A 25,247-nucleotide genomic window follows, 5' to 3' on the forward strand; every position below is an offset into this window, starting at 1 on the left:
GTCCACATAGTAGGTGTCGTCGCCGCCCAGCCCTTCCATGCGATCGGCGCCGGCGCCGCCCTTGATGATGTTGGCCGCGTTGTTGCCGATGATGTCGTTGTCCAGGTCATTGCCGATGAGATCGAGGGCCGCGCCGCCCTGCGCCCTCAGATTCTCCACATGGGTGGTGCGAGCGTCGAAGCTGACGGTCGTGAACACTGTGTCGATACCGCCGCCGGCGACCTCGATCACCACGTCGCCCCGGTTGTCCACATAGTAGGTGTCGTCGCCGCCTCGACCTTCCATGCGATCGGCGCCGCCCCCGCCCTTTATGATGTTGGCGGCGTTGTTGCCGATGATGTCGTTGTCCAGATCATTGCCCACGAGATTGAGCGCCGCGCGGCCCTGCGCCCTCAGGTTTTCCACATGGGTGAGACGGGCGTCGAAGCTGACGGTCGTGAATACCGTATCGACGCCGCCCCCGGCCGCTTCGATCACGAGATCGTCGCGGTTGTCGACGTAATAGACGTCGTTCCCCGCTCCCCCCTCCATGTGATCCGCGCCGGACCCTCCGATAAGGAGATCGTTGCCCGCTCCGCCGTAGAGCCGGTCGTCGCCGGCGCCGCCTTCAAGACGGTCGTCGCCCCCCTCCCCCATCAGCACGTCGGCGCCAACGGAGCCATACAATGTCTCGGACGCGCCGGTTCCGATCGAGGTGGTTGTCGCGTGAACCAGCAGGTCGATCACGCGAACGCCCGCAGGCGTCGTGACCAGCAGCAACTCCCCATCACCCACCAGGTCCAGTCGACCATAGGAGGAACCGTTTCCGTCCCTGTGAAGGTCGACGCCGACGTCCGCACCGCCCACCATCGTCCAGTCGGACGTACGGTAAATCTCGATGCGGTCCGTCTCGACGTTGAGAACGAACAGGTGGCGACCATCGTGGCTGAACTGGGCGTCGGCGATATGGGAACCTGATGTAAAATCCCTCACCACGTTGAGATCACGGTCGTAGATGAGAAACGTGTTGTAGGTGACCACGGCGATAAAGCCGGCGTCGCTGATGTCAGCGCGCCCGTCATTGAAACCCGACAAGTCAGACGCATACAAATCCGTGTCTGCAATGACGCGGCCTTGCTGCGTCGAGTAGAGAGCGATGGGGCCGTTGCTGATGTTGCTTTCGGTGACGAGGATGAAATTGCCGCTCGGGGATGCGATCAGATCTGACCCGCCCCTGACCTCCTGCACGCCGGGAACGCGGGCCGGGACGGCGTCAGCGTCGGCGACGTCGAAAAATCGCAACGGCGTCCACCCGGACCCCATGAACTGGGTGGTGAACAGAACCATCCCGTTTGAATCGACGGCTATGTCGGCGACCCCGCCCTCATAATAAGCCGCCTCGATGGTGACCACATCCCGCTCCATCGTGGTCAGGTCGATGCGGTGGATGGCGACGTGGGACTCGCCATTCACGGTGACGAGATTCGCCGAACCCACCAGCAGCCAGCGCCCGTCAGGCGACACAGCGATGCCGGCCAGGTTCCCGGGCAGGTCGATAGGCGCCAGAAACGTGCCGGTGTTCGCATTCCATAGCGTCACGCGGCCCGCGCCGATGGAATAGACAATGCCCGACGTCTGATCGACAGCCATTGAGCCGCTGGACGGAAAGACGGTGCTGCGATCGGTCGGCATGAAGTACGGCCCCAAAAGTATCCCTGGAAGCTTCGCAGTTCAGCACGGAAGTTGTTCGCGCGGAAGTCGTATTCCGCGCGAACCACCTGCTTTGTTTACCGCCCGAACTTCTGGAACTTGATGCGGTGGGGGATGAGGCTGTCGGCGCCGAGGCGGCGCTTCTTGTCTTCCTCGTAGGCTTCGAAGTTCCCTTCGAACCATTCCACGTGGCTGTCGCCCTCGAAGGCCAGGATGTGGGTGGCCAGACGGTCCAGGAACCAGCGGTCGTGGGAGATGACCACGGCGCAGCCGGCGAACTGCTCCAGGGCCTCTTCCAGGTTCTGCAGGGTCTCGATGTCCAGATCGTTGGTCGGTTCGTCGAGCAGGATCAGGTTGCCGCCCGACGCCAGGGTCTTGGCCAGGTGGACGCGGTTGCGCTCACCGCCGGACAGCTGGCCGACCTTCTTCTGCTGGTCGCCGCCCTTGAAGTTGAAGCTGCCCACATAGGCGCGGGTGTTGATCTCGCGCTTGCCCACCATCATCACGTCGGTGCCGCCGGAGATGGCCTGCCAGATGGTCTCGTCCGGCTTCAGGTCGTCGCGGGACTGGTCCACATAGGCCAGCTTGACGGTCTCGCCGACCTTGATGGAGCCGCCGTCGGGCTTTTCCTGGCCGGTGATCAGCTTGAACATGGTCGACTTGCCGGCGCCGTTGGGGCCGATGACGCCGACGATGCCGTTGGGCGGCAGCTTGAAGGTCAGGTTGTCGAACAGCAGCTTGTCGCCATACGACTTCTGCAGGCCCTCCACCTCCAGCACCACATTGCCCAGACGCGGGCCGGGCGGGATCTGGATGTGCGCGTGGGTCTGGGCCCCGCGCGCGCTCTCCTGCTCCTCGACCATGCGCTCATAGGCGGCCAGACGGGCCTTGGACTTGGCCTGACGGGCCTTGGCGCCCGAGCGGACCCATTCCAGTTCCCGGGTCAGGGCGCGCTGGCGGGCTTCGGACTCGGAGTTCTCCTGAACCACCCGCTTCTGCTTGGCCTCCAGCCAGCTGGAGTAGTTGCCCTCGTGAGGGTGGCCCTTGCCGCGGTCCAGCTCCAGCGTCCACTTGGTGACGAGATCGAGGAAGTAGCGATCGTGGGTCACCAGGATGACGCAGCCGGGGAAGTTCTCCAGGTGGTGCTGCAGCCAGGCCACGGACTCGGCGTCCAGGTGGTTGGTCGGTTCGTCGAGCAGCAGCATGTCCGGCTTGGACAGCAGCAGGCGGGCCAGCGCCACGCGGCGCTTCTCACCGCCGGACAGGTTGGTGACCTCCCAGTCGTCGGGCGGACAGCGCAGGGCGTCCATGGCCATCTCGATGCGGCTGTCGATGTCCCAGACGTCGGCGGCGTCGATCTTCTCCTGCAGCGCCGTCATCTCTTCCATCAGCGCGTCGGAGTAGTCCTCGGCCATCTCGGCGGCGATGGCGTTGAAGCGCTCGACCCACTGCTTCTCCTCGCACCAGGACTCCACGTTCTGGCGCACGTTCAGCTCGGGGTTCAGGTGCGGCTCCTGCTCCAGATAGCCGCGCTTGACGCCGTCGGCGGCCCGGGCCTCGCCCGTGAACTCGGTGTCGAGACCGGCCATGATCTTCAGCAGGGTGGACTTGCCGGAGCCGTTGACCCCGACCACGCCGATCTTGGCGTCGTTGTAGAAGCTGAGCCAGATGTTCTCGAAGATCTTCTTGCCGCCAGGAAAGGTCTTGGTCAGGCCCTGCATCTGGAAGATGTATTGCTGCGCCATGAGGTGCGGTGCGCCCTTGCTTGCGTTCGTGTGGGGAGGTTGCGCGGGATGTAGCGATTGCGCGGGCTTTAGGCAAACGTAGCGGCGTCAGTCCCGAGCCGGCAGCAGCGCCAGCAGGCCGTGGGTGAAGCCGCGCGGGGCCACGGTCAGGTGGTCCTCATCGTTCAGAACCTCGCTGGACAGGGTCAGGCCCTCATAGTTGCGGGACCGGAGCCGGGCCTCGAAGCGGGCGTTGTCGCCGACCATGTCATAGCGGTTGTTGCGCCGCCCCCCACCCGGCGTCTCGTATTCCCCGATGTACATATAGACCCGCGCGGGGAGGTCCGTGTGGGCCTGGGCGTAGTCGGCCTCGGCCCGCATCATGGCGTGATCGCCGAACCAGAAGGACGGGCTGCCGAGGATATAGCCGTCGAAGAGCGCGGGCTCGCTGAACATGATCTGGGCGCCCAGCAGGCCGCCGTAGGAATGGCCCAGCAGGATGCGCCGCGCCGGATCCGCCCGGAAGCGGCCCTCGATGAAGGGCAGGACCTGGGTCTTCAAGTAGGTCTGGTAGGCCGCGCCGCCGCCGGTCCGGTCGTTGATGGCGACCGGGGTGTAGTCGCGGGCGCGGCTGGCGCCGCCGCCTTCACCCACCGCGTAGGAGAGGCCGACCAGGATGAACGCCTCAATCATCGGCTCGTCCAGATTCACGCGGCGGGTGATCTGGCGCAGCAGCGGGAAGGCGTAGTCCGCGTCGGTGACATAGAGCACCGGATAGCGGCGGTTTGGTTCGGCGTCATAGCCGGGCGGCAGGGCGACGAAGACCTGATAGTCGCGGCCGGACACCGGGTCGGGCACGTCCCAGACCTGGGTGCCGAGGAGTTCGTAGGGGCTCCCCTGCCCGCGCTGGGCGGTGGCTGATGAGGGCGGCTGGGCCGGTGGCTGTTCTGCGCTCGTCGCCGTGTCGCCGCAGGCCGACAGGCCCATTGTCAGCAGACCCGCCAGGATCAACCCTCGTCTCAGCATCGCACACCTCTCTGAAGCTTGGCCGCAGGGATGACGAGGCGGGGGGACCGAAATATGACGGTCAGGCGTAGTTGAAGCTGATGGAGACCCGCTCGGACTTGGCGGCGTTGGGGGGGACCTCGTGGCGGAGCCAGCTTTCCCACATCAGGACCGTGCCCTCGGCGGGGGACAGGTAGACGAACGGGCGCTCGGCCTCGGGCGCGTCGGCGTGGACGGCGGGGCGGGCCATCATCATGGGCAGGCGGGGGTCTTCCAGCTTGAGGGACGAGGCCCCGTCGGGGACCGCCAGATAGACCGTGCCCGACAGGAAGGCGTGGGGGTGGATGTGGCCGGAATGGCCGCCGCCTGGCTTGAGGACGTTCACCCACAGGTTGTCGAGGCGGGGCTTTCGGGCCAGGTCGAAGTTCAGAGCCCTGGCGTAGGCGGCGGCGTGGCGATCAAGGTGGCGCTTGAGCTCCGCGAACTCGGGGAAGCGGCGCGGCAGGTCGTTCAGAGACCCGTATGACGTGTATCCGCGATAGCCATGGCTGCGGCACCAGGCCCGGCCGGCCGTGTCCTCGGACGCCAGCATGGCGATGAGGTCGAGCAGGCCGTCGCCGAGGTCATCAAAGCCGGGCGTGTCGGCCAGTGAGGCCTCATAGACCTGGGTCACGAACAGGGGGCGCAGGGACATGGTCAGCCGGAGATGGGCCCGATCGGGCGGGGTGGACGTAAGGCTCGGGGACGAAAAACAGTGCAATTGGAGTGCAACTGAGTCCAACGCGCGGCGAAAAAACAGTGTCTGAATTGTCTGAATTGTTGAATTCGCCCTCCGGCCGCTATTCCGCCCCGGGCCATTATAGGGCCGGCGGACAGTGCGGGCTAAAAAAGGCGGCGCAGAAAGCGGGATCAGGGGCCCGCGCCCCCCATTGCAGCCCGACCTGTCCAGGCACGGCCGGCCGGCCGGCCGGGGACGTGGTGGCGCATGGGCCGGGCGGAAGGCGTGATCATCGGTCGGCGCCGCGGTGTGGTTTATGTTTGAGGGTCTCCGGCTGTCCGTTACCTTGTGGAAAGGCGGGCGCATGGACCAGGGGCCAGGATGACACGATCGGAAGCGGACGCCAGCTGGCACTGGAGCGACTACTGGCGCGGCGCCAGACCCGAGGTTCTGACCACGGGGCCGGCCGGAGTCCGCCGCCCGTTCGAAGCCCGAGCCATGTGGCTGTCGTTCTTCGGGCAGATCCCACCCGGCTCCCGCGTGCTCGATCTGGCCACCGGCGGGGGCCAGGTCGCGGGCTATGCTTGCGAGGCCGCCCGGCTGGGCGAGCGGGCGTTCGAGGTCGTGGGCGTTGATTACGCTGACCTTCCCCAGAGCAAGGGCCCGTTCAGCCTGGTCGGGGGAGTCCGCCTGGAGCAGTTGCCCTTCGAGGCCGAAACCTTCGACGCCGCCTCATCACAATTCGGGATCGAATACGCCGACCGCAGGGCGGCCCTGTCGGAACTGGCGCGGGTTCTGAAGCCCGACGCCCCGGTGCTGCTCCTGATGCATCACGAAGGCAGCGTCATCACCCGGCAGGCCAGGACGGAGTTGGCGGCCCTGCAGCGCGTGGAGGGCGGCGGGGCCCTGATCAGACTGGCGCGACAGACCTTCCGGGCGCACCAGACGAACCCCGCCAGCGACAAGATCAGGGCGGCCGAAACGGCGTTCCGGAAGGCCGTGGGCCGCGCGACGTCCCGACTGGGCGACGAGCCCGGAGCCATGACCGCCCGTCAGTACCTCGCCTTCATGACTGACCTTTCCGGGCGCGCCGGGGCCTATCGTCCGGAAAGCGCCCTGCAGAGCCTGGCCCAGGCGGAAACCGCCAACACAGCCTGGCGCCGTCGTCAGCAGAGCCAGATCCGGTCCGCGCTGGACGAGGCCGCCATGTCAGACTTCCTCGCCCATGCCCGGGATTGCGGCCTGACCGTCGAGGAGAAGACAGAGGCCCACGACGATCACGGCGCCCTCATCGGTTGGCGAGTGACGCTGAAGAAGACCGGCTGAGTTTGCAGACCTAGTCCAGACCAACATCCTGAGGCGTGGCGGGCGGGGTGGTGATGTTGTCGCGCAGGCGGCGGGCGGCGTGCTCGCAACGCCCCGGCAGACCGAAGAACAGGCCGAACACTTCGCTGCGGGAGCTTTCATCCTCGCGGGCGATGGCGGCGTCCCACAGGGCGGTGCGTTCGGCGGCTGCGGCCTCGGCCGCGGCGAGGCTCTCGGGCGACTGGCGGCTGCGGGCAGCGTTCAGGCCGGCCTGGAAATCGGCCGCCTCAAGCCGGCCCAGACGCATGATCTCCTGATCCAGATCCGAGGGATCGGTCAGGGTCTCGCCCAGGCGGACATGGCCTGTGACGAGGGCGTCGCACCAGGCGGTCAGGGCGTAATCGTCGGTGGGGGCGCCGGGAGGAAGGGCGTAGGAATAGGCGATCGCCTCGCGGACACGCACGGCCTGGGCGCTTTCTGCGGCGGATCCGCCTGTACGGATAGGGCCGTCATCCACGGGCTGGACGGCGAGAGCAGCGACAAGGGCGAACAGAGCGGACATGCGGCTTCCTGAATAGCGAATAGCGTCATGGTCGGGCGCACCGCGCCTGAGCCATCGACCCTAACGCATGACGGGCCCAGGTGGTTTTTCTGGGGCGACGAAATCACGCATGCGCCACGAAAAAGGGCGGCGGACCCGAAAGTCCGCCGCCCCGATTTCACGCTTGCAGCTTCTTTTTAGAAGTCGGCGGTGATGCCGAAGAAGATGTAGCGGCCCATGGAGTCATAGACGCCCGGGTAGGTGTTGCCGTTGCCGCCGCCCGAGTAGCTGAGGGGCGGGTCCTTGTCGAACACGTTGTTGATGCCGACACGGACGCGGGTGTTGTCGAAAGCCTGCCACGTGGCGCCGATATCGAACCAGTTGTAGGCGTCGAAATAGCGGTCGAGGCGGTCCAGTCCAGCTCCGGTCAGACCGAAGTGCTCGACCTCTCCATGGTAGCGCCAGGTCAGCAGCAGGTTCACATCCCACGGGGTGGCCCAGCTGGTGGTGAAGCGGTGACGCCACTCGGGAGAACCGAAGCCGCAGTTGTTCTCATAGTAGCCCACGCACTCCAGAGCCGGAGCTCCGTCGAAGGGCGTGTTCTCCAGAGACTCGAGCCAGGTTCCCGTCAGGTTGAACGACAGCCCGCCCATGCCCGCAAGACCGTAGTCATCCAGGTTCATGTTGTAGTTGGCGACCACGTCGATACCCGTGGTCCGCTCACCGCCCGTGTTGATGGTGAGGTTTTCCACGAAGCCGTTGTTGGTCCACAGCTGTCCACCCGGAGCGCGGTTCAGACGAGCACAGGCGGCTGCGTCGCTGCCTGCGCCCGCGAAGGCGCCGATGCCGTAGCAGGCGTCGATGGTGTTGTTGGCGCCGAAGGTGCCGATCGCGCCCGAAATCTCGATGTCGAAATAGTCGATCGAGAGGTTGAAGCCGGGCAGGAAGGACGGCGTGAAGACCAGGCCGTAGGTATAGGTGTCGGCCTCTTCAGCGTTCAGGTCGGGATTGCCGCCGGTCAGATTATTGTACTGATTGGCGGGGCTGTCGATGTTGGCGGTGCCGTAGTTGGAGGCGGGCACGCCGGTGGCGACGCACTGCGCCAGGGTGGCCGTAGCCGCCGCGCCGCAGGGGTCGCCGCCGCCGCGGCCGAAGAGGACCACGTTCTGGGCGTTGAAGTAGTTGAACACGTTCGGCGCGCGAACCGCACGGGCGTATGACGCCCGGAAACGGATGTCCCGCGTCGGCGCCCAGCCCAGGCCGACCTGGTAGGTGTCGGTGTCCTCCGCGAGGTTGTATTGCGAGTGACGATAGGCGGCGTCCAGGGTGATGGAATCGGCGAAAGGCAGGCCCTCGGCGATCGGCAGGATCAACTCGGCGAAGTAGTCCCGCGCCGTGGTGGCGCCCGTGATGCCGATGAACGCGCCGCCCTGACCCGTGCCGTCGCCGGACTGGTAGCCGGAGTCGGTGTTCACGGTCAGGAAGTCCCGACGGTACTCGGTGCCGAAAGCCACCTGCATGCCCGAGGAGGCCCACGGGCTCTGCACGCCATAGGCGCTCAGGTCGCCGGTCATGGCGGCCGTCAGAACCTGGTTGGTCACATAGCCGGTGGCGATCAGCGGCAGGCTCAGATACTCGATCTGCTCTGCGGTGATGCCGCCCGGACGGAACGGGTTGTAGGGCACGCAGTTCGGATCGGTGCCGTCAACGACCGAGCGACAGGTGGGAACGCCGCCGACGCTGACCACGTCAAGGGCGCGGCCCAGCCGCTGGGACGAGAAGTCGCCGATATAGCGGTCGGTGTACTGCACGCGGGCGTACTGCGCCGTCAGGTCGTAGGACCAGGCGTCGGTGATGTCGCCGCGCAGGCCGCCGACGAGCCGGTAGGAGTTCAGGTTGTAGTCCTGGACCCGCGGACCGCCTTCGACGTTACGACGACCGATATACAGCAGGGTGTCGTTGTCGGCAGCGATGTCAGCAGGGGTACAGCCGATGGCCGCCGACTGCTGAGCCGACAGCAGCGGGTTTCCGCAGTTGATGGTTTCATTGTTGAAGAACGAACCCGACGGCGCGATCTGGGCCAGGGTCGAGCTGTCGGTGAACATCAGCTGGGTGTAGACCTCAGCCGCACGGTTCAGCTCATAGTTGGCGAACACGCCGAAGGAGTAACGCGTCTCCGGGCGCATATAGTAGTTGATCGGCGCGTAGTTGTAGGCGTGGACGTTCGGGTCGTAGGGAATGAATTCGCCAGCCGGGTTGTTCGGGTTCAGAGTGAAGCCGAACGTGTCGAAATCGGTGAAGTAACCGCCGGCGCTGGTGGCCGAGCCACCGCAGCTGTAGGTGTTCGGGCCGGTAGCCGCATTGGGCGCGCCGATGGCGCAGGCCGAGTAGTCGCGGTCGGCCTGGAACACCGGATTGTTTTCACGATAGGTGAAGTAGCTGGTGATGTTGCCGCGTCCGCCGCCCACGTCGGTGCCGACGACCAGGCTGAACTGAGTGGTTTCACCGTCCCGGACGTTGTCTTCCGGCAGACGGAACTCGGCGGGGTTGCTGGTGCCGCGACGGGCGATTTCCGCCCGCACATTGCCCACGCCGTCATAGTCGTTGTTGTGTTGGTAGAAGCCGTACTGGGCGTCGACCCGCACGCCTTCGAAGTTCTTGCGCATGATGAAGTTGACGACACCGGCCACGGCGTCGGCGCCGTAAACGGCCGAGGCGCCGCCGGTGTAGACTTCAACCCGCTCGACCATGGCGGCCGGAATCTGGTTCAGGTCGGCGGCGGCGATGGCCGGCGAGCCGTAGGGCATGCGGCGTCCGTCCACCAGCACGACCGTGCGTGCCGGGCCGAGGCCCCGGAGATCGACGGTGGCGGTGCCGGACGAGCCGTTGACGGTCGTGGAGGTCTGCCCCGCGAAGATCTGCGGCAGCTGGTTCACCAGATCCTCGACGCGCGACACGCCGGCGTTGGTGATTTCCTCGCCCGTGACCTGGGTCACCGGGCTGGTGGTCACCAGGTTCGCCTGGGCGATACGCGTGCCCGTAATGACGACCTCCTCGACGCGGGTCGCTTCCTGGTCCTGCGCCATGGCGGGCGTCGCGGCCAGTGCGAGAAGCGCCGCGCCACCGATCATCGTCGAGGCCAACAGGCGTTCGCGAGTATTCTGGATATTCAAGTGTCACCCTCCTGAGACCGGCGATCTCTATCGGTCAAAGCGACCGACCTGCCCCGCCAGGTACGTTTAGATTGAGCAGTCATCCGCAAGGAAGATTCCAGCAGATTGGACGCCACGGTATGGATTGTGTCCCTCAAGCGTCAATGGAATTACAGGCGTGTAAGATTCCAGTCGCCGGACTGTCGCATTCTCGCCACGCTTCTGTCGTCCGCGCCGCAAGCTGGCGGAGAAGGTTGTCAGGTGTAATAAATGGCGGCGACCGCCCCGGCGACAGAAGGCCCCCGCCCATGACTTTCCTGCGAACGGTGCTGCCGGTGCTGGCGGCCCTGACTTTTCCCGCGATCGCCCAGGCCCAGGAGTCCTCCCGGCCGGAGTTGCTGAACCGCCTGACGTCCTGCCGGACGATGGGGGATCAGATGGCCCGGCTGTCCTGCTATGACGCGGCGGTGGAAGCGCTGGACGCAGCCGAGCGAGAGGGCGAGGTCGTGGTGGTGGACCGCAATCAGGTCCGGGAGAGTCGACAGGCTCTTTTCGGCTTCGACCTGCCCAGCCTGCCCGCTTTCGGACGCAACGCTGCGGCCGAGGAAGACATCTCCAGTCTGGAAACCACACTGAGCCGCGCCAGCCGAGGCGGGGACGGCAAATGGGTGTTCCGACTGACCGACGGCTCGGTGTGGCGTCAGGTCGATTCGGAATCGGTGTTCTTTCCCAACCGCGAGGGAACCGAAGTCAGGGTCCGCCGCGCATCCCTGGGCAGCTTCATGATGACCGTGGGAAGCAGCCGGGCCATCCGCGTGCGGCGCGATCAGTGAGTTTCCGGCTTCTGACGCCCGACGTTCGGGTCTGGGGGCAGATCACCCCCGACGACGTGGCGCGCGCCAGGGACCTGGGCGTCACGCTCATCATCAATAATCGCCCGGACGGCGAAGATCCTGGGCAACCGGCCTCCGCCCAGGTCGAGGCCTGGGCGCGGTCAGCCGGACTGGCCTACGCCTGGGCGCCGATTTCCGGCCGCCCCACGCGCGCAGACGCGGCGGCGATGGCGGATCTGCTGGAGACTGCAGACTCGGTGCTGATCTACTGCCGGTCCGGCATGCGGTCGACCGCGGCATGGGCCATGGCCCGGACGGCATCAGGCGCGATGTCGCCCGATGCGGCGCGGGCGGCGGCCGCCGAGGCCGGGTACGACCTGTCCGGCCTGCCGCTCTAGCGAATCACCGCCGCCCTGGCGGCGTAGGGCTGTGCGGGCTCCGGCGTGCAGGAGGCGGTGATCAGTTGCGCCGCCATGAGACACAGCACGGCGGCGGTCAGGGGCTGGAGCCGATTTGAGACAGTGATGAGGGCGTCCAGGGCGAGGGTTCGGGCCATTTCGGCGCCTCCGGGCGGGTCAGACCGCCTTGACCGCAAGGTCCGCGCCGTTCGAAGGAAGCCCCATGATCCCGTTCGTGAAAGACCTTGATCCCGCATACGGCGTCTGCCGCCGCGTCTCGCCGCGCATCCGCCGGGTCGTGGCGAACAATCCCGGGCCGTTCACCTATACGGGCACGGGAACCTACATCGTCGGGAACGGGACGGTGGCGGTGATCGACCCGGGGCCGGACGACGGGGCGCATCTGGCCGCGCTGCTGGCGGCGGTCGAGGGCGAGACGGTCAGTCATGTGCTGGTGACCCATACGCACCGGGACCACGCGCCGCTGGCCCGGCCCTTCGCCGACGCGGTGGGCGCGCTGGTGCTGGCCGCGCGGCCGCCGGCGCAGGAGACGCACGCCTCGGGGGCGCTGGACGAGGCGGAGGACCAGACGTTCCGGCCCGACGTGATCCTGACAGACGGCGACCGGGTCGCGGGGCCGGACTGGACGCTGGAGACGCTGGCGACGCCGGGTCATGCGTCCAACCATCTGGCCTTCGCCCTGATCGAGGAGAACGCCCTGTTCAGCGGCGACCATGTGATGGGCTGGGCCACCAGCGTGGTGGCGCCGCCCGACGGCGACATGGGCGCGTATATGGACAGCTTGGAGCGGGTGACCGCGCGGGGGTTCGATACGCTTTGGCCGACCCACGGGGCGCCGGTGACCGACGTTGCGCCGTTCCTGACCGCCTACAAGGCGCACCGGCTGGAGCGGGAGGCGCAGATTCTGGCGCGACTTGAAGCGGGCGACCGGGCCATAAGCGACATGGTTCCTGGCCTGTATGCGGCGGTGGATGAACGCCTGTGGCCGGCGGCGTCCCTGTCGGTGCTGGCGCACCTGATCGACCTGACGCGGCGGGGCGTGGTCGTGTGCGACGGGGAGCCGGGCCTGGCGGCCACGTTCCGGCTGAGGTCCTAGAGCTCCAGGGCGCAGCGTTCGTGGATGGTGGGGCGGCTGACCACGACGCGGGACAGGCCCGGCCATTCCGGGGTCAGGCGCTGGACGAACCACAGGCACAGGTGTTCGAGGGAGGGGATTTCGAGGCCCGCGTGCTCGTTCAGCATGCCGTGGTCCAGCTCGCCGGCGGCGGCTTTCAGCGCCGCATCCAGCGCATTCAGGTCCGCGACCCAGCCGTTGGCGTCCAGCCGGTCGGAGCGGATCGACACCTCCACCTGGAACGAGTGGCCGTGGATGCGCCGATAGGGGCTGCCCTCCGGCTCATTGGGGAAGTGGTGGGCCGCGTCGAAGGTGGCCGCCTTGGTGATCTCGAAAACAGGCTGGGTCATGTCAGGTCAACGCACGCCGATGTATTTGTGGGTCTGGACGCTGAGGCGCCATTTGGGGTGTTGCAGGCAGTAGTCCATGGCCGCCGCCGTATTGGCAGCCGTGTCTGGGCCGTCCATGGGCTGGAGCCAGAAGCGTTCGAAGGCCATGTCGGCGAACTGTTCGGGCCGGGCCAGCGCCTGCGGATAGACCAGTTTCAGCTCCTGCCCGGTGGTCTGGAGGACGGGGGCGTCGGCCTTGGGGCTGACGCAGATCCAGTCGAGGCCGTCGGGCGCCGCGATGGTGCCGTTGGTCTCCACCGCGATCTCGAAGCCGCGGGCGTGCAGGGCGGCGATCAGGGGCGGGTCCAGTTGCAGCAGGGGCTCGCCGCCGGTGCAGACCACCAGACGGGGACCGCCCTCCCCGCCCCGCCACAGGGACGCCACACGGTCGGCCAGAGCCTCGGGCGTGGCGAACTTGCCGCCGTCGGGGCCTACGCCGACGAAATCGGTGTCGCAGAAGGAGCAGACGGCCGCAGCCCGGTCCTGTTCGCGCCCGCTCCACAGATTGCAGCCGGAAAAACGCAGGAACACGGCGGGACGGCCGGCCTGGCCGCCCTCGCCCTGAACGGTGAGGAAGATTTCACGGGCGGTGTAGGTCACGCGCCCGCCGCCCACTGGTCGTAGCCGGCCGCGCGCAGCTCGCACGCGGGGCAGCTTCCGCAGCCGTAGCCCCACGGGTGGCGGTGATCCCGGTCGCCCAGGTAGCAGGTGTGGCTGTCCTCGATGATCAGCTGGACCAGCGCATCGCCGCCCAGATCGTGGGCAAGGGCCCAGGTCCCGGCCTTGGTCAGGTGCATCAGGGGCGTTTCGATAGGGACCGGCTTGTCCAGACCCAGCGACAGGGCCTGCTGCATGGCGTCCATGGTCTCGCGTCGGCAGTCGGGATAGCCGGAATAGTCCGTCTCGCACATGCCCCCCACCAGCACCTGGAGCCCGCGCCGGTCGGCCAGGGCGGCGGCGTAGGTCAGGAACACCAGATTGCGGCCCGGCACGAAGGTGGTGGGCAGGCCGCGCGCGTCCATCTCGATGGCCCGGTCGGTGGTCAGGGCGCTGTCGGCGATGCGGCCGAAGCCGGTGATGTCCACCACATGGTCGGGGCCGAGGCGGTCGACGTATTGGGGCAGCACGCGGGCCATGCCGTCGCGCACCTTCAGCCGGGCCTGCATCTCGACCGCATGGCGCTGGCCGTAGTCGAAGCCCACCGTCTCGACCCGCGCGAAACGGTCCAGCGCCCAGGCCAGGCACGTGGCGCTGTCCTGCCCGCCCGAGAACAGAACCAGGGCCGAGGACGAAGGGTTGATCGGGGAAGCGCTCATGACAAATCTGCGGTCGGCCCGGGGGCCGCGCGCATGCAAGGGAGTCCAGTGATGAAAAACGAAGTGGCGGTGCTTTACACCACATGGCCCGATGCGGAAAGCGCGGCGTCGGCCGGGCGGGTTCTGGTGGCCGAGCGGTTGTGCGCCTGCGTCAATATCCTGGGGCCCATGCGGTCCATCTATCGCTGGGAGCAGGCGGTCGAGGACGCGACGGAAATCCCGGCCCTGTTCAAGACGACCCGGGAGAATGCGGCGCGTCTGAAGGACCGGATTCTGGCGCTGCATCCGTACGCCACGGCCTGCGTCCTGGTGCTACCGGTATCATCGGAGGGGTCATCCGATCCTTTCCTGGCCTGGATCAGGAGCAGCGTAACGCCACTACACGAATGAATTCGCTGGTTTTTCTGGATTCATCCCCAGCTTAACCCTTCCGCAAAACCTGTTGGGGCATGGTCCACCGGTAACAGGGAGTTCTCGGCCGTATGCCGACGATTGAGTCCATTGCCGAGCGGATCACCCCCGCCGGCCCTCAGACCCTCGGGCGACAGGTGTATGCGCGGTTCCAGGCGGAGCCCGACACCCTCGTCATACCGGTCGTCGAGGACGGCCGCCCCATCGGTCTGATCGAGCGCGACGCCTTCCTGCTGAAATACGCCGGCGACCATGGCCACGCCCGCTATGCAGACCGCACCGTCGAGGTGGTGATGGACGCAGAGCCGGCCATCGTGGAATCCGGCGTTCACATTGACGCCTTCGCGGGCCCCATCCTGAACAGCGGCCCCGGCGCACTTCTGCGTGGCTTCATCGTCACCCGTGACGGCGCCTACTGGGGCGTAGGCACGGCCGTGGCCCTGCTGCGCGCCGCAAACGAGGGCAAGGATCATCAGATCCGCGTCCTGGCGGAGCAGGAGCAGGCGCGCGCCGAGGAACAGGACCGGGCGCTGGCCGTGGCCCGTGGACGCAGCGACTTTCTCGACGCCCTGAACCACGACCTGCGCACGCCCCTGAACGGCATGCTGGCGGTGGGTGAATTGCTGCAGCGCCAGCCGCTCGGCCCGAACGCGCAGGCCCATGTGCAGACCATCGTCGATTCCTCGGAGACGCTGGCGCGCATTCTCCAGAACGCCATGGACCTGAGCCGCGCCGAAGCCGGAGAACTCATCCTCGAGCCCGGAGCGACCGTCCTGCGCGACGTGATGGACGCGATCCAGAGCGAATGGGAGCCCCGCGCCCTGAACCAGGGCGTCCGGCTGATGGTCGGCTACGAAGGCGACACCGAGCTGGCGGGCCAGATGGACGGACGCCGCTTCAAGCAGGTGTTCGACAACCTGATCGGCAACGCCCTGAAATTCTCTCGCGGCGGCCTGGTTGAAGTGAGCCTGAAGGCGCGAGCAGCCGGCGGCTCGGTGGCGATCGAGGCCCGCGTGCGGGATAATGGATCCGCCCTGGCGGGACTGAATGACGAGGATCTTTTCGCCACCTTCCTCAAGGTCGCCGACGCCGGCGCAGCGGCGGGCGAGGTTGGTCTGGGCCTGTCGATCTGCCGCCACATCGTTCAGGCCATGAACGGCAGAATATGGGCCGAGCGTAACCAGGGCATGGGCGTCACCCTCGCCTTCGATCTGTGCGCGCCGCAGGCCGTTATCGAGGTCGAGGCCGATACAAACGTGTCCGAGATCGCCGGACTGCACCTGCAGAGCCAGCCCCATGTGCTGATCGTGGACGACAATGCGACGAACCGGGTGGTGGCCCAGGCCCTGTGCGAGATGTTCGGATGCACGTCCGAAACGGCGGAAGATGGTCTTGAGGCGCTGGAGGCCGTTCAGTCGACGCGTTACGACCTGATCCTCATGGACATCAAGATGCCGCGCATGGACGGGGTCGCCGCAACCCTCGCCATCCGCGCCCTGGACGGACCGGTGTCCCGCACGCCGATCATCGCCCTGACCGCCAACGCTGATCCGGATGACGCCCGCAGATACGTGGCGTCGGGCATGGCGTCGGTAGTGGAAAAGCCCATCAAGCCCGAGCGTCTGCGCATGGCGGTCAACGCCGCCCTGTCCGATTCCGAGGCCCCGGCCGCATCCGGCGACGCCCGCCTCGCGGGATAGCGCCGCAGGGGCGACAGCCCTGTTCTGATGAACTAGGACACGGCCCATGGCCCTTTCCATTGAATCCCTGCTGCCCCAACTGGCCGCCGGCTCCGCACACACCCATGCCCTGGACTTCCGGTATGAGGCGCTGGACGGCGAGGCCGTGACCCTCCGCGCGCCGTATCGCGACGATCTGGTGGGCGATCCCGGCGCCGGCGTGCTCGCAGGCGGGCTGGTCACCGCCATGCTGGATCATGTGGGCGGCCTGGCGGTGTGGGTGGCTCTGGGCGAATTCCGCCCCATCGCCACACTGGACCTGCGCGTCGACTACATGCGGGCGGCCGAACCGGGGCGGGATCTGCTGGCGCGGGCCCGGTGCTATCGTCTGACCCATTCCATCGGATTCGTACGGGCGTTCGCCTATGAACAGGATCCGGAGGACCCCGTGGCGGCCGCGCAGGCGGCCTATATCATCAACTCTGACGGGGAACGCGGGGCCGGCGCCAATGTCCCGCGTCCCGGGGGGCGGGCATGAGCGAGTCAGCCGCCTTCGATCTGGACAGCATTCCCTACGCCCGGTTCCTGGGCCTGAAGTCGCTGCAGTCCGGCGACGAGTTGACGGTGGTGATGCCGTTTTCAGACCACCTGATCGGCAACCCCATGCTGCCCGCCCTGCACGGAGGCGCCACCGCGGCGATGCTGGAACTGACGGCCACGGCGCAACTGGCGCTGCTGCACCCCCGGGCCCGTCTGCCTCGTCCCATCAATGTGACGGTGGCCTATCTGAGATCCGGCAAGCCCGTGGACACCTTCGCCCGCGCTCACGTCAGCAAGGCGGGCCGCCGGGTCGCCACGGTGACGGTCGAGGCGTGGCAGGAAGCCCGGCGCCAGCCCATCGCCACCCTGACCGCCAACTTCCTGCTCGACAACTGAAACGAGTATTGTTGCGGAACGCGCATCTGGCGTGTTCTGCTCCCCTCTCCAGGGAGGGGCGAAACCATGCACGCTGAACTCGTCGGTCGCGATCTGAGCCGCCGACTCCATGCCGCGGAGGCGGCCCTGGATCACGCCCTGATCGAGGTCGCGACCCTGGCCGCCGCCCTTCCCGAGGCGCGAATGCGCGCGGGCGTCTCGGGCGCCACGGGGCAGGCGGCGTTCGAGGATCTGGCGGCTTGCCTGTCGGCCCTGACCCAGGCCCGGGGGCGGCTCGGGGGCGGTCACAGGACCCTTGCCGCCCTGGCCCGGCGCATGGGGCTGGAGACGCTGGCCGCCGGCCCCATGGACAAGCCGGAAGACCGCCCGCCCATGGACGGGTCGAACGGCGTACGAAACATGGTGAATCAAAGGTAAAGACACTAGCCTGGGCACATGAACCATGTTAACCCTTTGCTAACCACAGTGGAGGGTTTGAACGTGTACAAGGCTGAAATCGTCAACGGCGTCGCCAATGAGCTCTACGCCACGGAACAGGCGCTGGACGCCGCCATCGCCCAGGCCACCAGCCTGGTGCAGACCATGATCGCCAGCCGCGCGGAACTTAGCGTGTCGGCCATCGCCGGCGCGGGCGCGCAGGCCAAGGCCATGGAAGCGATCGCCACCCTCGGCCAGGCCCGTGAAGCCGTCGTCGCCGCCCACCAGGAACTGGCCAAGGATCACCGCCGCATGGGCTGGGGCGTCTACGCCGCTGGTCCGATGGACAAGCCGGATGACATGACGCGCCCTTCGGAGCGCCCGTTCGTCCGCCCCGATCTCCGCGTCGCTTAAATATTGGTAATTTCCGCACTCGACCGTATCGGTTGAGGGGAAAAGCCTTCATTATCGCCTCCAGGTCGCAGGCTTGGGGGCGGTTTTGTGTTTGACACTCTCTACAGCCAGATCGGCGCCGTCATCGTGGTCGGAACTTTGGGCTTCGCCATGTGGAAAGGCGAAGAGCCAGAGCGTGCCTTCGCCGGCGTTTACTTGGTCTCATGGCTTGCAACCATGCTCCTCCAGCACAGGACCGATCTCTACCACCTGCAATACGGAATAGTGGCCATAGACCTCGTGGTTCTTGTGTTCCTTATTGGATTGACCTGGAAGACAACTCGCTTCTGGCCCTCTTGGGCCTTGGCCTTTCAGTTGCTGGTGGTCGCGGGGCTTTTGATCCCCTGGTTTGATCTTCGCCTTCCGGCCTGGTCCCATATCGCCGTAGCCAACATAGGCGCATTAGGGGTCCTTGGTTCTCTTACTGTCGGCACCTTCTGGGTCTGGCAGGAGCGGCGGGCCGCAGGGCTCGAATAGAGGCTTTTATTCCTATTTCATGCTAGATTCGGGCGATTCGGGAGATCGCCTTGGCGCTGACGCACGGCCAACTCTGGAAAGGTCTGGACGCCCTGGCGGCGCGAGAGGGCATGACGCCGTCGGCGCTGGCGCGGGCGGCGGGACTGGATCCCACCAGCTTCAACCGATCCAAGCGGTTCGGGCCCGGCGAGCCGCCGCGGCCGCGCTGGCCGTCCACCGAGAGCCTGACCCGGGCGCTGGAGGTGGCGGGGGTCAGCCTGGGCGACTTCGCGCGGCTGGCGCGGGACGCGGCCACGGCCGAGAGCGTGCCCCTGCTGGGCATGGCCCAGGCGGGAGCCGAGGGCTTCTTTGACGACGCAGGCTATCCGGCGGGCCAGGGCTGGGACCGCACCCTGCTGCCCGCCGGCGGAGATACGCGCTTCAGCCTGAAGATCAGCGGGGACTCCATGACGCCCCTGTACCGCGAGGGCGACGTGGTGATCGTGGACCGGGCCGTGACCGACGTGCGCAAGGGCGATCGGGTGGTGGTGCGCACCACCGGCGGCGAGGTCATGGCCAAGGAGGTCACGCGTCTGACCGCCACGCGGGTTGAGCTGGGCTCCATCAATCCGGCCCATCCGCCGCGCGTCCTGCATCACCGGGACATCGACTGGATGGCGCGGATCCTGTGGGTCAGCCAGTAGGCACGAAGAAGGGCCGCTCCTTTCGGAGCGGCCCTCGCCTCGCGCACGGCCGGGAGGATCAGTACGCGCGGCGGACGTAGCCGGAATGGACGTAGCCGCCGCCGGCCAGCTGGAGCCACTGGCCCTGCGACCCCGCGACCTGGAAGCTCTGACCGGCGCCGATGGAGCCGATCTGGCCGTAGCCGGTGGAGGGGCCCGAGCGGATGCGCAGGTTCGAGTTGGCCACATAGGTGTTGGCGCGGGCCGCAGCCTCCGCATGGCCGTTGTTATAGCCGGCGTTGTAATTGTCGAGGCGCGCGCGCTGCTGACGGCAACCGACGTAGGAGCCGGCCGCAGCGCCCAGGACGCCGCCGCCCACCGCGCCCAGCTCACGCTCGTTGCGCGAGATCTGGGTGCCCAGGGCTGCGCCCAGTATGCCGCCGATCACAGCGCCGGCCTGCTGGCGTCCGCCGGGGGCGTCGCAGCCGAGGACGCCGGAGCCGACAGGGCGCTGGGGCTGCTGGCCGAATGACTGGGCCGAGGCGGTTCCGGCCAGGCCCATGGCGCCGGCCATCAACACCGCCAGAGCGGCTTTCGAGGAAGACTTCAGGTTCGACATGACGCTCTCTCCTTTGTTCGATCGTTGTCGATGAGGAGAGGCTATCGGGCCGAACCTGAAGCGGTTCGGACGCCAGCGGTTATATTGGGTTCATCCGCATCGCATCCGGCCAGCGCCCGGTCACCGGGCGGCCAGCTGGACCACTCTGAGCACGTCGGCCACGCGGTAAGGCTTCGCCAGAATATGGGCCGCAAGACCGGCATGGCGGGCGGCCTGCGTAACGTCGCCGGACATGAAGACTGACGGGACATCCCATCGCCTCTTCAGGTCGCCGGCGAGGTCGACGCCGGTTCCGGGGCCATCCAGATTGATGTCCAGCAACGCCACGTCGATGGAATGCTGGGCCGCCAGGACCGCGGCCGCCTCCGCCGTCGCGACGGGGCCGATGACGGCGTGACCGGCCTCCGTCAACCCGTCGACCAGCGATTGGGCGCTGTCTGGGTCATCCTCCACCACCAGCAAAGTCAGCATCCGGATTTCAGACACCACCTCCGGGCTCGGGTTGGATTTGGTCAGCACCTCCCGCAGCCGGGCCCATACGGCTTCGGGTTCGGCCTCATGGTCGAGGTCGTAGACCCGGGCCATGGCGCGCATCTCATCAATATCCCGCACGGCCACCGGACCGCCATGAAGCAGGGGGTCCAGACGCGCGAACAATCCGGCCAGCTGGTCCGGCGATGCGGTCGCACCGTCGTCAATCAGACTATAGGAGCCGTCCATTTCAACCTCCTCCGACGGATGACCCGCCACGATCCACACACTGCGGACGCCTCATAGTTGGGCTGTGGTCGGGAGGGACAAAAGACGGCTGACTTGCTTGTTACCGACTGTAACATTCCCGCCAGTAAGGAACCTTATTGCGCGAGCTCCCCCCGGGCGCCCTGCTCCAGAAGGGCGATGGTGCGGTCCAGGCCGTAGATGGCGCCGAAGGAGCCGAAGCGGGGGCCCTGCGACTGGCCCAGCAGGACCTCGTACAGGGCCGCGAACCAGGCGCGCAGGGGCTGGAAGTCGTGTTCCTTGCCGACGGCATAGACCTCGTTCTGGATCACCTCCCCGTCGGTGGTGTCGGCCGGCAGGGCGCGCAGGCGGTTCGCCAGGTCCAGGAAGGCCGCAGCCTCCGCCTCTGTGGGCGCGCGGAAGGCCTTCGTGGGCTTCACGAAGTCCTCGTAGTAGTTCAGCGCATGGCCCATCAGCCGGTCCAGCACCGGTTCGCTCTCGGGCGTGGCGTCGGGCAGGTAGCGGGCGAAATAGGCCCACAGCTCCGCCTTGTTCGAGGCGTTGGCGACGCCCACCAGATTCAGCAGCAGAGAGAAGGACGCCGGGCTGGCGTCCTTCGGGGGCGCGCCGGAATGGATGTGCCACACCGGGTTGTCGATCTGTTTGGGCGGCTCCTGCTCGGGGAAGCTGATGATCGCCTGCAGATAGTCGTCGATGGCGCGTGGGATGACGTCGAAGTGCAGCTTCTTGGCCGACTTGGGCGACTGGAACATGTACCAGCTGAGGCTCTCGGGCGTGCCGTAGCGCAGCCACTCGTCCATGGTCAGGCCGTTGCCCTTGGACTTGGAGATTTTCTGACCGGCCTCGTCCAGGAACATCTCGTAGTTGAAGCCCTCGGGCGGGACGCCGCCCAGGGCGCGGCAGACCTTGGAGGACACCTTGACCGAGTCGATCAGATCCTTGCCGCTCATCTCGTAGTCCACGCCCAGCGCCGCCCAGCGCATGGCCCAGTCAGGCTTCCACTGCAGCTTCACATGGCCGCCGGTGACGGGGACCTCGGTGCGACCGCCCGCGGGGTCGTCGAACACGATGGTCCCGCGATCCAGATTGCGCTCCAGCGTCGGCACCTGCAGCACATGGCCGGTGATGGGGCTGACGGGCAGGAAGGGCGAGTAGGTGGCGCGACGGTCCGGGCCCAGCGTCGGCAGCATGATGGCCTGCACCGCGTCGAACCGCTCCAGCAGGGTCAGCAGGGCCTGATCGAACCGGCCGGAGCGATAGGCCTCGGTGGAGCTCATGAACTCGTACTGGAAGCCGAATCCGTCGAGGAAGGCGCGCAGGCGGGCGTTGTTGTGGGCGCCGAAGCTGTCGTGGGTTCCGAAGGGATCGCGCACCTGGGTCAGGGGCTTGTGCAGATCCTCGGCCAGCATCTCCGGGTTAGGGACGCCGTCTGGCACCTTGCGCAGGCCGTCCATGTCGTCGCTAAAGGCGATCAGGCGCGTGGGCCAATGGTCGCCGGTCAGGGCGCGGAAGGCGTTGCGTACCATGGTGGTGCGGGCCACCTCGCCGAAGGTGCCCATGTGCGGAAGGCCCGACGGGCCGTAGCCGGTCTCGAAGATCACCGGGCGCGCGAGGGCCGGCAGCGTGGCCAGGGCCTCGTCCGTCTTGTTCCTGCCGATCAGGGTCGCGGCCAGGTCGCGTTCGCCGTCCGTGTCGAGGCGATGTTTGAGCAGATGGGCCAGCAGGTTGCGGGCTTGCTCGAACGGCCACGACCGGGCCTCACGCGACAGGGCTTCGATGTTTTGCAGCATGGGGTGGGCTTAGGGCGCGGAACGCCCGGCGGTCAATGGATTCCGCCGTGGATCAGCCGACCTGGGCCAGTTCCGGGACGCGGGTGACCTCGCGCCAGGCGTGGGGCGCGGCCAGAAGGGCGCGGACCAGCTGGTTGTTCAGGGCGTGGCCCGCCTTGACCCCTTCGTAGCGGCCCAGCAGGGGCGCGCCCAGCACATAGAGGTCGCCGATGGCGTCCAGGGCCTTGTGCTTGACGAACTCGCGCTCCATCCGCAGCCCGCCCGGGTTCAGGATGGTGTCGCCATCGATGACCACGGCGTTCTCGAGGCTGCCGCCGCGGGCCAGGCCGGCGCGGCGCAGGGCCTCCACGTCCTGGGCGAAGCCGAAGGTGCGGGCGGCCATGATCTGGTCGCGGAAGGTGGCCTCGTCGACCACGAAGTCCACCACCTGATTGCCGATGACCTTCGAGTCGAAGTCGATCTCGAAGCGCATCTCGTAGCGGTCGCAGGGCAGCAGGGCGGCGCGCTTGTCGCCCTCTTCCACAACGATGGGCTCGAGGATCTCGATATAGCGGACCGGGGCCTGCTGACGGCGGAAGCCCGCGCGGTCCAGAAGCTGGACGAACGGCAGGGCCGAGCCGTCCAGGATGGGCAGTTCGGGGCCATCGACCTCGACGATCACATTGGACACGCCCAAGGCCGCAAAGGCCGCCATCAGGTGTTCGATGGTGGACAGGCGCACGCCGTCGGCGTTCTCGATCATGGTGTTCAGGCGCGCCTCGACCACCGCCTCGCCCGAGACCGGGATGCGGTTATCGCGGTCGGTGACGTCCGTGCGCACGAAGACAACGCCCGTGCCCGCCGGGGCGGACCGGATGACCAGACGCACCCGCTCGCCCGAGTGCACGCCGACGCCCGCGCAAATGGCGGGTGCGCTCACCGTGCTTTCGTGATGATCGTCGCGTCCGAACAAATCGAGATACCCGTAATGCAACCGTCACAAGACGGTCTACGCCCCGTCATGCAGTTAATGACGGGGCGTCAGAGGGTAAATGAAATCAGGGTTTCGGATTGTTTCGAACCATCGCGAAACCCTTGCGGCGCAAGGGGTCACGATGGTTACAAATCAGTTGGCCAGGCGGCGCAGGAAGGACGGGATCTCGAGATCGTCGTCAGCCTGGGTCTGCTGGGGCTCGTCCACGGGCTGGACCTGATGGGTCGGCCGCATCTGGGGCGCGGTCGGAGCCGGCGCTTCCTGATGATAGCTCTGGCTGGTGGGAGACCGGCGGCCGCGGCCGAACAGGCTCCAGCCGCGCCTGGGCTCCTGGCTTTCGAACAGGCTGTCGTCGGCGTATTGCGCCGGCTGAGCCTGTTGAGGGGCGGGGCGGCGCACGGGGGCGGGCTCGGGACGACGATCGAAATACAGATCGCCCTGCCCGGCTTCAGACGCCTCGTCCTCATACTCGTCGACCGAGGGGTCGACGATGCGGCCGATGACGCGCTCGGGCTCGGCCGACGCGGCGGGCTGGGCCTGGCGGATGATCGGCTCGGCCTCGACCTTGGGCTGGGGCGCGGGGACCTGGGCGGCGGGCTGGAGCGATTCACGGGCGTAGGCCGGAGCGGCGGGCTCGCGCGCCGTCATGGGCTCATGGCGGGTGGCGGCGGCGTAGCTGGTGGCGGCGGTCGGCATGGCCGGGGCGCGCGGGGTCTCCACAGGACGCTGCTGCGGGGGTTCGATGGACTGGGTGGCTTCCTCATCCATGCCGGTGGCGACCACCGACACGCGCAGCTTGCCTTCCAGCGCCGGGTCGAAGGCGGCGCCGAAGATGAAGTTGGCGTCCATGTCCACCTCGGCTGAGATGGCGTTGGCGGCTTCGTCCACCTCCATCAGGGTCATGTCCATGCCGCCGGTGATGTTCACCAGCACGGCCTTGGCGCCCTTGAGGCTGGTTTCGTCCAGCAGGGGGTTGGCGATGGCATTCTGGGCGGCCAGCAGGGCGCGATCCTCGCCCGAGGCCTCGCCCGTGCCCATCATGGCCTTGCCCATCTCGGACATGACCGCGCGCACATCGGCGAAGTCCAGGTTGATGAGGCCCGGCAGGATCATCAGGTCGGTGATGGAGCGGACGCCCGAGTGCAGCACCTGGTCCGCCATGCCGAAGGCGTCGGCGAAGGTGGTCTTCTCGTTGGCGACGCGGAACAGGTTCTGGTTCGGAATGACGATCAGGGTGTCGACGTAGCGCTGCAGCTCCGCAATGCCGGCGTCGGCCAGGCGCATGCGGTGACGGCCCTCGAAGGTGAAGGGCTTGGTGACCACGCCGACGGTCAGGATGCCGCGATCACGCGCACACTTGGCGATGACGGGGGCCGCGCCGGTGCCGGTGCCGCCGCCCATGCCGCCGGTGATGAAGATCATGTGAGCGCCTTCCAGGTGCTCGTGGATCTCGTCCACGGACTCCTCGGCGGCGTTCATGCCCACTTCCGGGTGAGCGCCCGCGCCCAGCCCCTGCGTGATGGTGGCGCCCAGCTGGATGCGGCGGTCGGTCTTGGCGAACGACAGATGCTGGGCGTCGGTGTTGGCCACGACGAACTCGACCCCTTCGAGGCCGGCGTCGATCATGTTGTTGACGGCGTTGCCGCCAGCGCCGCCGACACCGAACACGACGATGCGGGGCTTGAGTTCAGTGTGTTGCGGCTTGACCAGCGACAGCGACATTTTCGTTTCGACCTTCCGACCCGTTTGTACGGGACCCTACGCGACACACCCCCGCGAATCACATGGGTCCGCACCCTGCGTTAATGAAAGAACCATCAACGTTAAGAGATGGTTACCCGTTAGCGTGAGTCGCAGGAAAATAAAGGGCCGGAGCGAGGCGGGGAC

26 protein-coding genes and 1 pseudogene are annotated in these 25,247 nt (G+C 67.1%); 12 read left to right on the forward strand and 15 right to left on the reverse strand.

The features are described 5' to 3' along the window. From ACK4FB_RS04155 to ACK4FB_RS04170, 4 genes and pseudogenes are all read right to left on the reverse strand, one after another. Positions 1-1,671: pseudogene (locus ACK4FB_RS04155) on the reverse strand (hypothetical protein); the annotation flags it as partial. A 95-nt stretch (positions 1,672-1,766) separates the two neighbouring features. Then, on the reverse strand, positions 1,767-3,434 hold the full coding sequence (gene ettA, locus ACK4FB_RS04160; RefSeq protein WP_409748139.1) for an energy-dependent translational throttle protein EttA: 1,668 nt from the start codon (positions 3,432-3,434) through the stop codon (positions 1,767-1,769). Positions 3,435-3,521: 87 nt separating this feature from the next. Continuing rightward, entirely contained in the window at positions 3,522-4,439 is a 918-nt protein-coding gene (locus ACK4FB_RS04165; protein WP_409748141.1) for an alpha/beta hydrolase, read from the reverse strand. 61 nt (positions 4,440-4,500) lie between these two features. Next, complete coding sequence (locus tag ACK4FB_RS04170) at positions 4,501-5,112, reverse strand: TIGR02466 family protein (RefSeq protein ID WP_409748143.1); 612 nt, start codon at positions 5,110-5,112, stop codon at positions 4,501-4,503. 405 nt (positions 5,113-5,517) lie between these two features. Between ACK4FB_RS04170 and ACK4FB_RS04175 the strand changes: the two genes are divergently transcribed. After that, a complete protein-coding gene (locus ACK4FB_RS04175; protein WP_409748145.1) occupies positions 5,518-6,462 on the forward strand; it encodes a class I SAM-dependent methyltransferase in 945 nt (314 codons plus the stop codon). A 10-nt stretch (positions 6,463-6,472) separates the two neighbouring features. On the opposite strand, the gene ACK4FB_RS04180 is transcribed toward ACK4FB_RS04175, so the two are convergent. Together ACK4FB_RS04180 and ACK4FB_RS04185 are read right to left on the reverse strand one after the other, a co-directional pair. Further along, entirely contained in the window at positions 6,473-7,003 is a 531-nt protein-coding gene (locus ACK4FB_RS04180) for a hypothetical protein (RefSeq protein ID WP_409748147.1), read from the reverse strand. 176 nt (positions 7,004-7,179) lie between these two features. Beyond that, positions 7,180-10,155, reverse strand: coding sequence for a TonB-dependent receptor domain-containing protein (locus tag ACK4FB_RS04185; protein WP_409748149.1), 2,976 nt, complete (start codon positions 10,153-10,155; stop codon positions 7,180-7,182). A gap of 287 nt (positions 10,156-10,442) precedes the next feature. On the opposite strand from ACK4FB_RS04185, the gene ACK4FB_RS04190 reads away from it, so the two are divergent. Beyond that, a complete protein-coding gene (locus tag ACK4FB_RS04190) occupies positions 10,443-10,967 on the forward strand; it encodes a hypothetical protein (protein ID WP_409748151.1) in 525 nt (174 codons plus the stop codon). Beyond that, positions 10,964-11,365 (forward strand): TIGR01244 family sulfur transferase, encoded by a 402-nt coding sequence (locus tag ACK4FB_RS04195; RefSeq protein WP_409748153.1) that lies wholly within the window; start codon positions 10,964-10,966, stop codon positions 11,363-11,365. The genes ACK4FB_RS04190 and ACK4FB_RS04195 overlap by 4 nt, the downstream gene beginning before the upstream one ends. Here the strand turns inward: ACK4FB_RS04195 and ACK4FB_RS04200 are convergent. Beyond that, positions 11,362-11,523 (reverse strand): hypothetical protein, encoded by a 162-nt coding sequence (locus ACK4FB_RS04200; protein ID WP_409748155.1) that lies wholly within the window; start codon positions 11,521-11,523, stop codon positions 11,362-11,364. The genes ACK4FB_RS04195 and ACK4FB_RS04200 overlap by 4 nt on opposite strands. A 65-nt stretch (positions 11,524-11,588) precedes the next feature. On the opposite strand from ACK4FB_RS04200, the gene ACK4FB_RS04205 reads away from it, so the two are divergent. Then, on the forward strand, positions 11,589-12,482 hold the full coding sequence (locus ACK4FB_RS04205) for an MBL fold metallo-hydrolase (RefSeq protein WP_409748157.1): 894 nt from the start codon (positions 11,589-11,591) through the stop codon (positions 12,480-12,482). Here the strand turns inward: ACK4FB_RS04205 and ACK4FB_RS04210 are convergent. Genes ACK4FB_RS04210 through queC form a run of 3 tightly spaced genes read right to left on the reverse strand, consistent with a single transcriptional unit; the run spans position 12,479 to position 14,205 of the window. Next, complete coding sequence (locus ACK4FB_RS04210; protein WP_409748159.1) at positions 12,479-12,850, reverse strand: 6-pyruvoyl trahydropterin synthase family protein; 372 nt, start codon at positions 12,848-12,850, stop codon at positions 12,479-12,481. The genes ACK4FB_RS04205 and ACK4FB_RS04210 overlap by 4 nt on opposite strands. Positions 12,851-12,856: 6 nt before the next feature. Then, positions 12,857-13,489 carry a 7-carboxy-7-deazaguanine synthase gene (queE, locus tag ACK4FB_RS04215; RefSeq protein WP_409748161.1) on the reverse strand — a complete coding sequence of 211 codons (633 nt, stop codon included), beginning with the start codon at positions 13,487-13,489 and terminating at the stop codon, positions 12,857-12,859. Next, positions 13,486-14,205 carry a 7-cyano-7-deazaguanine synthase QueC gene (gene queC, locus ACK4FB_RS04220; RefSeq protein WP_409748163.1) on the reverse strand — a complete coding sequence of 240 codons (720 nt, stop codon included), beginning with the start codon at positions 14,203-14,205 and terminating at the stop codon, positions 13,486-13,488. Before queC ends, queE begins: the two co-directional genes overlap by 4 nt. 51 nt (positions 14,206-14,256) lie before the next feature. Here queC and cutA point away from each other — a divergent pair, with 51 nt between their 5' ends. From cutA to ACK4FB_RS04260, 8 genes are all read left to right on the forward strand, one after another. Further along, complete coding sequence (gene cutA, locus ACK4FB_RS04225) at positions 14,257-14,595, forward strand: divalent-cation tolerance protein CutA (RefSeq protein ID WP_409748165.1); 339 nt, start codon at positions 14,257-14,259, stop codon at positions 14,593-14,595. Positions 14,596-14,687: 92 nt separating this feature from the next. Then, the gene (locus tag ACK4FB_RS04230; protein WP_409748167.1) at positions 14,688-16,316 is read left to right on the forward strand and encodes a response regulator; all 1,629 of its coding nucleotides are present in this window, start codon (positions 14,688-14,690) and stop codon (positions 16,314-16,316) included. 46 nt (positions 16,317-16,362) lie between these two features. After that, positions 16,363-16,833, forward strand: coding sequence for a PaaI family thioesterase (locus ACK4FB_RS04235; RefSeq protein WP_409748169.1), 471 nt, complete (start codon positions 16,363-16,365; stop codon positions 16,831-16,833). Further along, the gene (locus ACK4FB_RS04240; protein ID WP_409748171.1) at positions 16,830-17,231 is read left to right on the forward strand and encodes a PaaI family thioesterase; all 402 of its coding nucleotides are present in this window, start codon (positions 16,830-16,832) and stop codon (positions 17,229-17,231) included. Before ACK4FB_RS04235 ends, ACK4FB_RS04240 begins: the two co-directional genes overlap by 4 nt. Before the next feature lie 66 nt (positions 17,232-17,297). Next, on the forward strand, positions 17,298-17,648 hold the full coding sequence (locus tag ACK4FB_RS04245) for a hypothetical protein (RefSeq protein WP_409748172.1): 351 nt from the start codon (positions 17,298-17,300) through the stop codon (positions 17,646-17,648). A 63-nt stretch (positions 17,649-17,711) separates the two neighbouring features. Next, complete coding sequence (locus tag ACK4FB_RS04250) at positions 17,712-18,062, forward strand: hypothetical protein (protein WP_409748174.1); 351 nt, start codon at positions 17,712-17,714, stop codon at positions 18,060-18,062. An 87-nt stretch (positions 18,063-18,149) separates the two neighbouring features. After that, positions 18,150-18,578: a hypothetical protein gene (locus ACK4FB_RS04255; RefSeq protein ID WP_409748176.1), complete on the forward strand. Its 429-nt coding sequence runs from the start codon at positions 18,150-18,152 to the stop codon at positions 18,576-18,578. A gap of 50 nt (positions 18,579-18,628) precedes the next feature. Next, positions 18,629-19,261 (forward strand): S24 family peptidase, encoded by a 633-nt coding sequence (locus tag ACK4FB_RS04260; RefSeq protein WP_409748178.1) that lies wholly within the window; start codon positions 18,629-18,631, stop codon positions 19,259-19,261. Positions 19,262-19,319: 58 nt separating this feature from the next. Here the strand turns inward: ACK4FB_RS04260 and ACK4FB_RS04265 are convergent, their stop codons facing one another. From ACK4FB_RS04265 to ftsZ, 5 genes are all read right to left on the reverse strand, one after another. Then, positions 19,320-19,859 carry an SH3 domain-containing protein gene (locus ACK4FB_RS04265; RefSeq protein WP_409748180.1) on the reverse strand — a complete coding sequence of 180 codons (540 nt, stop codon included), beginning with the start codon at positions 19,857-19,859 and terminating at the stop codon, positions 19,320-19,322. Positions 19,860-19,979: 120 nt separating this feature from the next. Next, on the reverse strand, positions 19,980-20,579 hold the full coding sequence (locus ACK4FB_RS04270) for a response regulator (protein WP_409748182.1): 600 nt from the start codon (positions 20,577-20,579) through the stop codon (positions 19,980-19,982). Between the two features lie 134 nt (positions 20,580-20,713). Continuing rightward, positions 20,714-22,387 carry a lysine--tRNA ligase gene (locus ACK4FB_RS04275; protein WP_409748184.1) on the reverse strand — a complete coding sequence of 558 codons (1,674 nt, stop codon included), beginning with the start codon at positions 22,385-22,387 and terminating at the stop codon, positions 20,714-20,716. Between the two features lie 52 nt (positions 22,388-22,439). Beyond that, complete coding sequence (gene lpxC / locus ACK4FB_RS04280; RefSeq protein ID WP_409748186.1) at positions 22,440-23,339, reverse strand: UDP-3-O-acyl-N-acetylglucosamine deacetylase; 900 nt, start codon at positions 23,337-23,339, stop codon at positions 22,440-22,442. A 153-nt stretch (positions 23,340-23,492) separates the two neighbouring features. Beyond that, entirely contained in the window at positions 23,493-25,082 is a 1,590-nt protein-coding gene (ftsZ, locus tag ACK4FB_RS04285; RefSeq protein ID WP_409748188.1) for a cell division protein FtsZ, read from the reverse strand. Positions 25,083-25,247 lie beyond the last annotated feature (165 nt).

The organism is Brevundimonas sp., from assembly GCF_046299535.1.
GTDB lineage: Bacteria > Pseudomonadota > Alphaproteobacteria > Caulobacterales > Caulobacteraceae > Brevundimonas.